13 protein-coding genes and 1 tRNA gene are annotated in these 12,890 nt (G+C 65.7%); 2 read left to right on the forward strand and 12 right to left on the reverse strand.

The features are described from left to right. Nucleotides 1–548 (reverse strand): DUF5005 domain-containing protein (locus AC36XV_RS12110; protein ID WP_492203943.1); only part of this gene is annotated, 548 nt, incomplete at its 3' end. A gap of 33 nt (nucleotides 549–581) precedes the next feature. Beyond that, entirely contained in the window at nucleotides 582–950 is a 369-nt protein-coding gene (locus AC36XV_RS12115) for a hypothetical protein (protein ID WP_492203944.1), read from the reverse strand. A gap of 153 nt (nucleotides 951–1,103) precedes the next feature. Between AC36XV_RS12115 and AC36XV_RS12120 the strand changes: the two genes are divergently transcribed. Next, a complete protein-coding gene (locus AC36XV_RS12120) occupies nucleotides 1,104–3,419 on the forward strand; it encodes a TonB-dependent receptor (protein WP_492203945.1) in 2,316 nt (771 codons plus the stop codon). A gap of 22 nt (nucleotides 3,420–3,441) precedes the next feature. On the opposite strand, the gene AC36XV_RS12125 is transcribed toward AC36XV_RS12120, so the two are convergent. The 6 genes from AC36XV_RS12125 to AC36XV_RS12150 form a co-directional block, all read right to left on the reverse strand. Beyond that, nucleotides 3,442–3,723: a hypothetical protein gene (locus AC36XV_RS12125; RefSeq protein WP_492203946.1), complete on the reverse strand. Its 282-nt coding sequence runs from the start codon at nucleotides 3,721–3,723 to the stop codon at nucleotides 3,442–3,444. A gap of 110 nt (nucleotides 3,724–3,833) precedes the next feature. Next, nucleotides 3,834–4,358 (reverse strand): hypothetical protein, encoded by a 525-nt coding sequence (locus AC36XV_RS12130; RefSeq protein WP_492203947.1) that lies wholly within the window; start codon nucleotides 4,356–4,358, stop codon nucleotides 3,834–3,836. A gap of 261 nt (nucleotides 4,359–4,619) precedes the next feature. Further along, nucleotides 4,620–4,784 carry a hypothetical protein gene (locus AC36XV_RS12135; RefSeq protein ID WP_492203948.1) on the reverse strand — a complete coding sequence of 55 codons (165 nt, stop codon included), beginning with the start codon at nucleotides 4,782–4,784 and terminating at the stop codon, nucleotides 4,620–4,622. A 1,153-nt stretch (nucleotides 4,785–5,937) separates the two neighbouring features. Beyond that, complete coding sequence (locus AC36XV_RS12140; protein ID WP_492203949.1) at nucleotides 5,938–6,798, reverse strand: aldo/keto reductase; 861 nt, start codon at nucleotides 6,796–6,798, stop codon at nucleotides 5,938–5,940. A 101-nt stretch (nucleotides 6,799–6,899) separates the two neighbouring features. After that, the gene (locus AC36XV_RS12145; protein WP_492203955.1) at nucleotides 6,900–7,127 is read right to left on the reverse strand and encodes a tautomerase family protein; all 228 of its coding nucleotides are present in this window, start codon (nucleotides 7,125–7,127) and stop codon (nucleotides 6,900–6,902) included. Between the two features lie 2 nt (nucleotides 7,128–7,129). Beyond that, nucleotides 7,130–7,528, reverse strand: a complete 399-nt coding sequence (locus AC36XV_RS12150) for a (R)-mandelonitrile lyase (protein WP_492203950.1) — start codon at nucleotides 7,526–7,528, stop codon at nucleotides 7,130–7,132. Nucleotides 7,529–7,664: 136 nt separating this feature from the next. Here AC36XV_RS12150 and AC36XV_RS12155 point away from each other — a divergent pair, with 136 nt between their 5' ends. Next, a complete protein-coding gene (locus AC36XV_RS12155; protein WP_492203951.1) occupies nucleotides 7,665–8,573 on the forward strand; it encodes a LysR family transcriptional regulator in 909 nt (302 codons plus the stop codon). A gap of 83 nt (nucleotides 8,574–8,656) precedes the next feature. On the opposite strand, the gene AC36XV_RS12160 is transcribed toward AC36XV_RS12155, so the two are convergent. The 4 genes from AC36XV_RS12160 to AC36XV_RS12175 all read right to left on the reverse strand — a co-directional run. Further along, nucleotides 8,657–8,729 (reverse strand) — tRNA-Ala (locus AC36XV_RS12160). Nucleotides 8,730–8,808: 79 nt separating this feature from the next. Then, nucleotides 8,809–10,005 carry a hypothetical protein gene (locus tag AC36XV_RS12165; protein ID WP_492203952.1) on the reverse strand — a complete coding sequence of 399 codons (1,197 nt, stop codon included), beginning with the start codon at nucleotides 10,003–10,005 and terminating at the stop codon, nucleotides 8,809–8,811. Nucleotides 10,006–10,009: 4 nt separating this feature from the next. Next, a complete protein-coding gene (locus AC36XV_RS12170) occupies nucleotides 10,010–10,879 on the reverse strand; it encodes an outer membrane lipoprotein-sorting protein (protein ID WP_492203953.1) in 870 nt (289 codons plus the stop codon). Then, nucleotides 10,842–12,890 (reverse strand): efflux RND transporter permease subunit (locus AC36XV_RS12175; RefSeq protein WP_492203954.1); only part of this gene is annotated, 2,049 nt, incomplete at its 5' end. The genes AC36XV_RS12175 and AC36XV_RS12170, both read right to left, overlap by 38 nt.

Genomic DNA, 12,890 nt, shown 5'->3' on the forward strand with positions numbered 1-12,890 from the left:
GCCGGAGTCTCCAGCCACACGGTATCCCAGTCGTGCGGATCCTGCGCCGGGTTCGGTATCAAAACCGCGCGCCAGTCCGACACCTCGAACCCCAGCCCGCCCTCTGCGTCGATGACCCGCATGAGAAAGATCACCAGGCGGCCATCCACGATCGCTCCGTTCCCCGGCCAGTAGCGCCCGCCGCCGGTGTCCGAGAAGAACGCTCGAGGGCTGCCGTCGGCGGCCGTTCCCCAGTAGAAGGAAGTGGTGGCCTCGCTCGGATCGTACCCCTCCTGGATGGCCAGTGAGTTGCTGACCATCGTGGCAGCGGCCCGACTTCCACTCGCCTCGGGATCGACCCAGCTGTCGCCGAACAGCCACAAGACCCTGCCGCGGCCCAGGTCGATCGAGAACGCGCCGTCGCCTCCACGCCACCCGGGGTCCTGCTGGAAGAGACGGTCGGCCTCCGGCCAGGAAGAAGCGACAGGCGGTTCCGCTTCCGGCTTTGCCGGACGCGAGTGGCAAGAGATGAGCGCGGCCGCCAGCAGGCCAACCGAAGGCGTTCTCACTCTACTCACCCCGTGTGGCGGCCGTTCTCCGCTTCAGCTCAGGCACTTCTCTCCCTGACCCGAGCAGGCGATGCCTATCGCGACGGCGAAGAACACGAACGGTGCGGCAATGATCCCGGCAGTGAGCAGGACTGTCGCCAGCACCTTCACACTCCGCAACTCTGCGCGCTCGACGTCGGCCTCTGCCAAAGTCACGGAGTCACCTGCCGTTCGGATCACGAGACTGTCCCCTAAAAGGCCCACTGGTTGGCCCTCGATCACTCTGTCGTTGGGCAGATATACCCGGTAGGTGCCCGACGAACCGGATTCGGCCGCTTCGCGTAGCATCGGGCCCGGCGGTTCGACGGAGGCCCACTTGTGGCACCCCGCGAGCCAGGGCACCAGCGCACTCCACAAGATCATCGTCCTCCACCACGAGAACACACGAAGCCGGCGCATTGCAGCCTCTGCAGAGGGCCTTCAGGAGAGACAGACTGACCACCGCCACCATCGCCAAATCCGCTCGCGTCGTAAAGGGTGTGGTGAGCCGTATCTCACATGGCTATCCTCCGGCGCATGAACCGACGAATCGTGCTTCTCGGTGCGCTCTTGAGCACCGGAATCTCCGTCGATGGTCTGGTCGCCCAGGAAGTCCCGCAGGGCACGATCCTCGGGCGCGTGGTGGGCGTGACCGGAGAGCCCGTTCCCAGCGCGCTGGTGGAGATCCTCGACACGAATCTCACCGGTATCAGCGACGCACGGGGGCAGTTCGCGATCCGGGGCATCGCTCCGGGGGCCTACACGGTGCGGGCCGGCGCTCTCGGCTATCGTCCCGTCCTTCTCTCGAACGTCATCGTCGGCTCGGGGAAGCCTTTGACCCTCCGGATCGAGCTCCCGACGCAACCGATCGAACTCGAGGCCCTGGAGGTCGGGCCCTCGTTCTTCGACGAACTGGCGGGAGAGACGCCGGCCAACACGCGGGTTCTGGATGCGGTGGACACGCGGCGTACACCCGGAGTGATCGAGGACGTCGTCCGGTCGGTTTCGCTGCTTCCGGGGGTGGCCGTGACCTCTCCGGGTCGGAACGATCTCGCGGTGCGGGGCGGCGCTCCGTACGAGAGCCTGTTCATCGTGGATGGCGTGGAAGTCCCGAACATCAATCACTTCGGTTCGCAGGGCTCCACGGGCGGACCGCTTTCTCTCATCAACATCGAATTCGTTCGGGAGACGGAGTTCGCGAGCGGTGGAATGGGGGTTCGTTACGGCGATCGCACGGCCTCGGTGACCGACATCACGCTTCGAGAGGGAAGCACCGGGGGTCTTTCGGGGACGCTGAACGTGTCCGCCACCGGTGCGGGCCTCATCCTGGAAGGGCCCATCGGGTCCAACAGCACCTACCTGTTCAGCGCCCGCCGCAGCTACCTGGACCTGGTGTTCAACGCGGCGGGCTTCAGCTTCATTCCGCGCTACTGGGACTTTCAGCTGAAGACGAGTCACCGGCTCGGCCGCCGTGACGGTCTCTCGTTCCTGTTCGTCGGCGCGCTGGACGACATCTCGTTCAACAACGACGACGAAGAGGACATCTACGACAACAGTCGCACGCTGGCGCCGACTCTCCAGCAGTACTTCGCGGGGCTGACCTGGGACCGACTTTTCACGGGCAGTCGGCTGGAGGTGTCCGTGGGCCGCACCTTCACCAGTTTCGAGACCACGCAGACGCTGTTCACCGATCCCCCCGAGACGATCCTGCAGAACTTCTCCGACGAGGGCGAGAACGGCCTGCGCGTGGAGTGGGCCACGGACCCGTCACGAACGCTGTCGTGGACGATCGGCAACATCCTGAAGTTCGCCAGCGACCTCACCTACGACGTGGAAGTGGCCGGGGAGGTCCGGACGGATCAGAACGGCGATCCGCAGGCCCTGGCCGTCGACACCTCGTTCAGCGCGTTCCGCAACGCGGCGTACGTCGAGGCTTCATTCCAGGCGAACGACCGCCTCCGGGTGACCGGCGGACTCCGAGCCGACTATTACGACTTCGTCGCCGATGGCTTTCAGCTGTCTCCCCGCCTCGGGGCGACCTGGCAGGTGGCACCCCGTACCTCCCTGAGCGGAAGTATCGGGCGCTACGTGCAGCCGCCCTCCTACATCTGGCTGATCGGTGATCCCGCCAATCCGGAGACCCTCACTCCGATCATCTCGGACCAGGTCACGCTGGCCGTGGAGCAGCTCCTTCGGCCCGATCTTCGTCTGCAGCTGGAGGGCTACTACAAGTCGTATGACGACTACCCCGCTCGCGTGTTCCGACCGCAGGCCGTGCTCGCGCCGTCCGGCTTCGAGGATGCGACCAACGACATCCCGTTCGGCCTCGAGCCACTGCTCAGCATCGGCACCGGCACCGCCTATGGAGTGGAGCTGTTTCTCCAGAAGCGGCTGAGCGAGATCCCTCTGTACGGTCTGCTGAGTCTCAGCCTCGGTCGCGCGGAGTACACGTCGATCGAAGGAGTGGACCGACCCGGCACCTACGACACGCGATTCATCGGCTCGATATCGACGGGCTGGAGGATCAACCCGAAGTGGGAGGTCAGCGGGACGTTCCGGATCGCGACCGGCCTGCCGACGACCCCGTTCATCACCGCCGGGCCCGAGACCGGCGAGCGAGACTGGACCCGCTACAACGAGGGGGATCGGTTCCCGACCTTCAGCGCGCTGGCCCTTCGGGTGGACCGGGGCTTCAGCTTCCGGACCTGGCAGCTCGAGGTGTACGTGGACGTCCAGAACGTGTACAACCGGAACAACATCAGCGCCGTCCGCTGGGATCCGCGTACCAACGAGCCCGAGTACAACGAATCGATCGGCGTTCTGCCTACGATCGGGATCAACATCGACTTCTGAGCGGGACGATTCGCCGGAGCAGCTACTCGGTCGACTGGCACCCGTTGTACCAGACGCGATAGTACTTCGCCGCCTTCTCCATTCGGTGCGCCGTGTCCTCGTCGTAGAGGCCCGGAATCGAGAGCAGAAACTGCGTCTGCTGCTCGACCATCTCCGGGCTCATGCTCCGATCGAAGTTCTGGGTCCCCGGCTCGCCGACCACGCTGCAGAAGTCCGTCGGAGGTGCTGCTTCCTGCTGCCCTCCACTCGATGCACAGGAGAGCGAGACGAGAGCCAGGCCAGCAACCAGATACGTCGTCTTCATGGTTCGCCTCCGAGTTCACGGAGGGGGCGTCACGAACATACAGTCCGGAAGTCAAGCAGCCATCAATGCGAGCGCCCGGCGAGCCGCCGGGCGCCCTGTAAGCAGTCGCCCTAGTTCTCGGGGCACACCATTATTGGGCTGCCGAATTCTCCTATGTCGACACGCTCCTCGCCGGCAGCCATGACCCAGACCACCTTCCACTTCGTGGTGAGGTTTGGCTGCGATCCGTGGCTGATCCAGTTCGTCATCACCCAGAAGTTCGTCTGGTCATGTATGTCTGAGGGCGGGTAGAAATTCGACTCGTTCGACCACGTCTCGTTTGCTCTCCAGACGTTACCGCTCGTTCCCTCCATCCAGCCGTGACAGTTCTCCTTCCAGTGGAAGTGGATCATTCCGTCGTCCCCTTCCGAGTACTTGTAGTTGACTTTACAGTTCAGGTCACCAGTTACGACATCGATGCCGCAGGCGTCATAGTCTTCCCAGGTATACGTGTAGTCCCAGGTTGCCGCGGGCTCGTTGTACACTCCAAGCCGAGCCTGTTCGGAATTGCCATCGGCCGGTTCGACGGGTTGCTGGTCGCAGCTCACGGCCACGAACAGAGCGAAGGAAACGACGAGTGGGATTCGCCAGCGCATAGGAACCTCCTTGTGCGCTATGCGGCCTCCCGGGGCCGGGAGAGGTCGCGATGATGAAACGCGACCGTGCGTCTGAGGGGACGGCGTACGGCAGTTCTGTGGTGGGGCCGATCTATGAGTAGAGGGAAGCCTTGTCATCACATTACGCCAACGGAGCCACTCGTCAACCACTAGCCGGGCAAAGTGCCCGGCGGGCTGCCGCAGGCATTTGAGCCAGCGGCGAGACCGCCGGACGCAGGGTACTCAGCCAAGCGCGAGATCCTACGGTGCCGCTGCGGCGTGAAAGTCCCACGGGCCGAACCAGCCGTTGCCATAACCGCTGCCCTGCGCCGTGTACTTCATCTTGAACCCGGTGACGTTGGACACATTGAAGTACGTGAACGCACCGCACACGAGCGGCTCTTCGCTCAGAACCGTCTTGCTCACCCTGACCCATCGTCCCTGCTTAGCTTCGCAAACGGAGGAGGGCGAAGGGTTCCCGTACTGTCTGTCCATGCAGTAGTACCTGACGAACGTACCACGACCCGTAGGGCAGACGCTCACATTGAAATAGTATGGACCCGTGATGCCGCCACAGTAGTAGTTGCTTCCCGTTCCCTGTACACAATTCGTAAGGAAGCCAATAGGCGGCGGCGGACTGGGTGCGAAGAGCGGTACCTCCGCGGCAACTTGGGCCGATTCCGGTTCGGTGAGTGTCTCCTCACCGCAGCTCAGCAGGACGAACGGAAGAGCGAGCAGCAGGAGAAATAGCGTCCGTTTCATGGTGGGCCTCCGTCGTGCGGATGGACTTGGCTCCGGCAGGGGGGGACCGGCGGGCTGCGAAGGTTCGGTGCTACGAGGGGGGGGCGTGAAAATGCTCACAAACCATATACACGCTTTCGACAGACTGGCAGATTCGTGGCGCTGCAAAACCCCCGGTGTGAACCAGGCGCTTCACCAGGTGCCTTACCGTTGGGGTTGGTGCGGCGCCTGGCTCGCACAGTTCCGGCTTGGTTCTATCCACGGAAGACTGCCATTCGACAGGTCGGGGTTGTACGTCACCAGGGTCATGCCCGCGGGACAGGGACCTGTGCAGACCGGATCCTTGTGCACGAATTCTATGCAACTGTACTCGTCCAGGTCATCCACACACCCGGCCCCGTATCTGCAAATGGGCGGCTTTCCAATACGCAGTATGCATTGAACCTGAGCATCCGGATTGGTGGTGCAAAAGAAGTAGTTCTCGTTCGCATCGATTGGAGCCAGGGAGACCGAGTTGAAGTTCACGTTCTGTTGCTCCGCCTCCGCTGGATTCGTGGATGCGTCATCGCACGCGTGCAGCAGCACAGCAAACGGAAGTAGCAGGAATGGGAGCGCGAACTTGCGCATTAGGCACCTCCTGTTCGGTGGCACAACGTCAGCCAGGAGGGAGGTGCTGGCACCAATGTCACGGGGCCGACTGCGGGGGGAGCCAGAGCCGTGCCGGTCTGGCTGTACGAGGAGGTTGACTCCCCTCAATTTACCCCCTCAAATCAGACTGGCAAGCAGAGCGCCCGGCGTTGACCGGGCGCTCGGACCGTTCTGTGACAGCCGCAGATCTTCAGCCCTTCGCGAAGACCGGCATCATGCGGTCGCTTCCGTAGTCCTCGATCTTCTCGATGTTCTTCAGGGTCTCCATGTCCTCATCCGAGATCGCGAAGTCGACGCCGGCGTTGTCCTTCATGTGCGCCGGATTCGCGGTCTTCGGCAGCGGGAGAAGGTCGAGCTGGAGGGTGTAGCGAATCGAAAGCTGCGGCACCGACATGCCGTACTTCTGGGCGATTTCCGCGACTTCCCGGTTCCCCAGCAGCGCGCCATGCGCGATCGGTGAATACGCCTCCACCAGGATCCCCCGGTCCTGCGCATACCGAATCAGCTCGAACGGCGTGTTGCTGATGTGTGCGAGGACCTGATTGACCATCGGCTCGACGGAGCAGGACCTGAGGATGTTCTCGACGTCCGGCTCCTCGAAGTTCGAGAGCCCGATCGCGCCGAGCTTTCCCGCCGTGTACGCTTCCTCGAGGGCTCTCCACGCTTCGCGATTTCCCTCGAAATGGCGATCCTGTCCACGAAACTCCGCCCACGGCTGTGGGCTGTGGATGATCATCATGTCGATGTAGTCGAGTCCCATCGTCCGCAGTGACCCGTCGATTGCCGCGACGGCCCCCTCGTAGGACTTGATCCCCGCGTCCAGCTTGGTGGTCACGAATATCTCGTCCCTCGCCACGCCGCTCGTCCGGATCCCATCGGCGACGCCGCGCTCGTTCTGGTAGGCCTGGGCGGTGTCGATGTGGCGATAGCCGATCTCCACCGCGTCCCGCACGGCCTGTGCGGCGCTCTCGTCGTCGATCATCCAGGTGCCGAGCCCGAGCTTGGGAACCTCGACTCCATTGGACAGGGTGTATGTCTCCTGCAGTATCATCGGTGCTCGTCCTTTCCTGCGGAGCCGCTCCGCTCCGGTTCTCTGTTCAGTCGTGGTTTCCCTTCACTGGCCTCGGACCGCGAAGGTTCGCCCGAGACCGGTCACATCGAGTATCCCGGTTGTTTGTACAGCCGGCCGGAGGCCTCGACGATGTCGGGCCGATATACCTTCTCCGCCCACTCCGTCGAATCGATCTCCTCCATCGCGACCGAGACCGATTGCTCCCGGGAGCCCAGGATTTCCATCACGTCCCCGGCGATCCTCTCCGCGAGCCGCTGCTTCTGCTCCTCCGACTTGCCCGGCCACAGCTTCACGATCACGTGAGGCACGGTCATCTCCCTTCGTAGTCGTGGTCGCTGACGTGCTCCATCCACGCCACGACCTCGCCGTCGAGAGCTTCCTGGATGGCGATGTGAGACATGCCGTTGTCCGGTGCCGCTCCGTGCCAGTGCTTCTCGCCCGGCTCGAACCAGACGACGTCACCGGGCCGGATCTCCTCGATCGGGCCGCCTTCGCGCTGCACCCGGCCGAAGCCGGAGGTGACGATCAGCGTCTGACCGAGCGGGTGCGTGTGCCACGCCGTGCGGGCTCCCGGCTCGAACGTCACCCTCGCGCCGGCAGCTCGCGCCGGCTTGGGCGACTGGAACAGCGGGTCGACCCTCACCGAGCCGGTGAACCAGTCCTCGGGCCCGGGCATCGAGGCATGCGATCCGATTCGCTGAATATTCATCTTCTTTCCTTTCGTCCCCTCGGCGTTCTGTTCTCCTCCACCCTTGCCGCGCCCCCTCACCACCTGCAGGATATGGCCAAAATAATGTTAAGAGAATATGGCTGATACTTAACAAAACGATAAGGAAACATTAGCGATGTCGACCCTGGACGAATTGACGGTCTTCATCACCGTCGCCGAGGAGAACGGTTTCCGGGCCGCCGGCCGGCAGCTGGGAGTCAGCGGCTCCGCCGTCAGCCAGGCGATCGCCCGGCTCGAGAAGCGTCTGGGCGTGGCGCTCGTCGAGCGGACGACGCGAACGGTCCGTCTCACGGACGCTGGCGAGCATTACTACGCGGTGGTCGCTCCCGCGCTGCGGGACGTCCGGGCGGCCGAGGAAGCCGTGAAGGAAGAGGGAGCGACGCCCCGGGGCACCCTGCGCCTGCGCGTCTCGCGAGCCGCCGAGAGCTTCCTCAACGGGCCGTTCATCGCCGGTTTCCTCGAGGCCTATCCGGAGATCCGGCTCGACCTGGACGTGGTCGAGCACACCGGCGAGATCGTGGCGGAAGGGTACGACGCAGGGATCGGCCTCGGCGAGATGATCGCCCGCGATATGGTCGCCATGCCCATATCGGAAGAGCAGCGGATGCTGGTGGTCGGCACGCCCGGGTATTTCGCGGATCGTCCTCCGCCGCAGCATCCGCGAGACCTGGCCGACCACGTCTGCATCAACTGGCGTCCGGGGCCCGATGAGCCCCCGTACCAGTGGGAATTCACGGAGGACGGCGCCGACTTCTCCGTGGACGTGGACGCGCGGATCGTCACCACCGATGCCGCTCTCAACTATCGGCTCGCCCAGGCTGGGGCGGGTCTCACAATCACGTTCGCCAGCTACGTGCAGGAGCCGATCGACGCGGGCGAGCTGGTGACGGTGCTTGAGGAGTACTGCGAGCCGTTCCCGGGCTTCTACCTCTACTATCCACGGCGGCGCCATCGGCGGGCGGCGCTCCAGGCGCTCATCGACTTCGCGCGGGAGCACGCGCGGGTGGGGCCGAGACGGCGATAAGGGAGCCGATCGGGATCGCCGTCGAGCGAAGCGAGTCATTGAGCACGCGAAGCGTGCGAATGTACCGACGACCTCCTGCAGAGTGGAGCCGATCGGGATCGAACCGACGACCTCCTGGTTGCAAACCAGGCGCTCTCCCAGCTGAGCTACGGCCCCGTGGCCGCGATCCGTGCCAAGGCATCCGGATCGCGGCGCGGCCAAGATAGTCGGATCGCCCTCCGGCAGGTAGTCCGGGCTAGAAATAGCGGCTCAGGCGCAGGGTGAAGCAGGTAAACTGACGCCGGGCGTACGTCGGCTCGGAGGACTCATCCCCGAGGAAGACGCTCACCTGACCTCCGAGCGTCATCGCGGAACCGATGCGCCAGTCCGCATCCGCCGTGACGGCCGTGTTGAAGCTCCGTGCATCCACGAAGGCGCCGAGACGGATTTGACCGTCCGGAAGGAAGAGCCGCGCCCCGGCGAATACATCGCTCCCGAAGGAAGTCGTCGCCTCGCTGCCCCGGCTGTCCCACGCGTACTCGAGGAACAGTCCCAGGAAGCCGCCGATCCCGTATTCCAGCCCGCCCACGGCGGCCCAGTAACGCCCGGGTTCTGCCTCTACCGCGAGGGTCTCGAGCTTCCAGATCCACGGGCCGGTCACGGCCTGCGCCTCCAGTCCGGTCCGGCTGCCGTGCGTGTAAAGGGGAGCGAGGACTTCCACGCCATCCTCGTTCACGGCGTGCACGAAGGTCGGCTCGCGCAGGGTGCCCTGAAGGTGCGAGAGCCCGAGGTCGATCGCCCCGAACGTCCGACTCCAGCGCACCGCCCAGCCGAAGTGCCAGGCGCTCGCGCCGGACCCGTAGCGGCTCTCCTCGACGTCCACCGGCAGCGGCGACCACAGGCGGCCCGAGTTGCCGTCGAAACGTCTTTCCCGGGACCAGGGGAGCAGCAGGATCTCGGCCGAGCCCCACGGTCCGAAGACCGTCAGATCGGCCATCAACTGCCCCAGGCGGATGAAGCCCTCGCCTCCGCCCACCAGGTCCCACTGGTTCACGCCGTCCACCAACCGCCTGGACTCGACGGCTCCCCAGGCCACCTCCCGCATGCCAACCGTGAGCTCCCAGCGGTTCCGGATCACGGAAGCGCCGAGGTCCAGGAAATCGGCCCGTGATCGCTCACCGCTCGGATCGAGCCTCAGCAGGGGTGCCGCAGACAGCAGGTAACGGCCGTCGGCCAGTTCCTTCGACCATGCGGCGCCGATCGAGAGCAGACCTTCCGCCTGCCGCGGTGCGGCCGCGAGTTGGACCCCACTCTGTGTGAAGGCGCCGCCCTCGACGACGGCGCTGCCCGACCACTGCGCACCCAGGTGGGGAGCGATGACCAGAAAGCCGACGAGCCGAGCCAGCGCGGCCACGGCGGCCGGACGGCAAGAGAGAGCGCGCGACCCGGGCATGGCTTCACCCTCGACGGCGCGCCAGGGCGTCGGGCGTGAACAGGCGGTCCGGCGGTTCCCGGTCGAACCGGAAGTCCGTCCACTCGAGGCGGGTCACCGCTCCCGTGCGGCGGTTCTCCATGGTCAGCGTTCCGGCCCGCCAGTAGGGGCCGTGCGCCTCGTAGTCGGCGAAACTCAGCGTCTTCAGGTGCTCTCCGCGCGAGTCGAAGTACTCGATGCGCAGGGGCAGGTGGGTCTCGCGGTCCACGTACACCCGCTGCCTCGAGTAGCCCGAGCCGGGATCGACCGGGAACCGGTCCACGACATCGAGAATCCGGCCGTCCTCACGCGCTTCGCCTTCGTACCGGTAGGTGAAGTTCCCGACGTCCTCGGAGCTGACGTCTTCGTACGAGAACTCGCTCCCCATGAAGGAGCTCGATCGCGAGGCCCCGGACACTCTCTTCACCCTCTTCATCGCGGGCAGATAGAGCCACTGGTCGTCCTCGGAGCCCTCGTGCGCGTGGGTGAGGAGCGCCGTGCCCTCGAGATCTCGCGGACTGCGGAACACGAGCAGGGTGCGCTCCCCGTCGCTCGGCGGCGCGAGGACGCGGATCTCCAGCTCGCGCACCCGCTCCTTCCCGTCCCGGCTCACCAGGATCATGGCCAGGTGGGCCTCGTAGTCGGCGTAGCCGGTGGTCCTCCGGCTCACCTCGCGCGCGATCGCGAGACCGCGCTCCTCGGAGCCCGCCCCGTCGGCGGATGGCGCCGGGGCTTCCTGGGCTCCTGCCCGGGCGGCCCCCGCTGCGATCGCCAGCAGGCCGAGCAGCAGGCCTCGGCTTCCGGCGCGGCATCGCCGATCACGCGAGACCGGACGCATTCCAGCTGACGTTCTCATGGGAATCCAGCTCCCGGAGCGCGTCTCGCGGACGCCGCACGGCGACGCTCCGCCAGACCGTTCCGATGAGGGTGGGGAAGACGAAGAGATCCACGATCAGTGCCGTCGCGGCGCTCACCAGGGTCATCAGGCCGACCATGTACAGCACCTCGAACCTCGACAGCATCAGGAGGGCGAACCCCGCGCTGACGATCACGCTCGTCATCAGGATCGCCGGGCCTGCGTCCCGCACCGCTCGCGGCAGGGCCTCCTCCGCCGGCTTCCCCGAGCGAACGAGGTCCCGGAACCGGGCGAGGAGGTGGATCGTGTCGTCCACCGCGAGGCCGAAGGCGATCGAGAAGACGAGGATCGTCGCCGGCTTCAGCGTGAAACCGGCCACGGCCATCACGGCGAGCAGGACGAGCAGGGGGAAGAAGTTGGGGACGAGGGCCAGCGCGCCCTGGCGAGCCGATCGGAACATCCACGCCATCACGCCGAAGATCAGGGTGATCGCGAGAGCGAGGCTCGGCAGGAAGCTGCTCAGCACCTGGCTGGTGTAGTTCTGGATCAGGCGCGTCGTGCCCGTGGGCACCGCCGTGGCTCCGGGCGGAGGTCGCCGAGCCAGGTAGTCGTCCACGCGGGCGAGGAACGGCAGCATGAGGTGACTCCCGGCGTCCCGCACGCTGATGACGATCTGGGCCTCACCCTCGGCCTGGCGGTACAGCTCGCTCACCAGCCCGCCCTCCTGCATCTCCGCCAGTAGAAGGAGCTGGCTCGATTCCTCGAGACTGGCGGGAAGTTCCCCGGGCTCCTCTTCTGCGCCCGCGGTCGCCTGCCGGAGCGGCCGCAGCATGTCGGGCAGTCCCATGGAGCTGACGACCACCGGGTCCGTCTCGACGTATCGCTGGAACGCCTCCATCCAGGCCAGCGCCTCGGGTTCGTGCAGGGGGCGGTCCCCCGCCTGCGTCAGGTGAACGTTGACCTGAAAGACGCTGAACCCGACGCGCTCGATCCACTGGAGATCGCGGAGGAGCTGGCTCCGCTCGTTGAGGTCGTCCACCAGGTGGGAATCGATCCGCACGGCCGAGCCCAGCGCGAGCGCGATGAGCGCGGCGCCCGCGAACAGGCCGAGAATACGTCGCGGCTTTCGCTCCGCGAGACCGGCGGCTGCCTCGACCGTCCGGTAGATCCACGCCGCCCCGAGGGCCCGGTCGTCCGCCCTCCGACCGCGGTAGAACGACAGCAGCACCGGGAGCAGGGTCATGCTGAACAGGTAGGTCAGCAGGATCGCCGTGGCCGTGAACACGCCGAAGTCCACCAGCAGGTGGATGCGGGTGCCGGCGAGGCTGGCGAAGCCGAGTCCGGTGGTGATCGAGGTGTAGAAACAAGGCCCGGCGAGATCCGCGAACGAGCGCACGATCGCGTCGGCGTTGGCCGAAACGGCCCGGCGTCGCCGGTAGGTCGAGAGGAGGTGGATGATGTCGCTTCCTCCCACCACGAGCACGATGATCGGGATGAAGCCCGTCATGACGGTCACCGGCTTGCCGGCCAGCCCGATCAGGGAGACCGTGACCAGGTAGGCGGGCACGACGGACGCCAGGGACAGAGCGACCTGGCCGAAGCGGCGGAAGAAGACGAACAGCACCGCGAGGAACACGGCGAGCCCCGCGCTGACGAGCAGCTTCTGGTCCTCATCCAGGAGCTTCGGCACCCGGGACCGGATGATCGGGATCCCGTTCAGGACGAGCGTTCGCCCCTCGCCGCGCAGCTCGTCGATGGCTGCCTCCAGGCGCTCCTCGACCTCCCTCCGGGCCGCGTCGTCCGCCATCACGTCCGGCGGCAGCGTCCCGTGCACGGCGAAGGCGCTCTGATCCTCGTTCCACAGGAAGCCGTTGAACAGCCTGTTCGACCGGTGCTCCGTGAGGGCGCGGCGGACGGAGGCATCCGTGGCGCCCTCCGCCTCGATCAGGGGGCGGACGTCGAGGACGCTCTCTCCGTCCACCTGGGCCGAGGAGGCGATCTCGACGCTCCC

This window comes from Candidatus Benthicola sp., assembly GCF_058719085.1.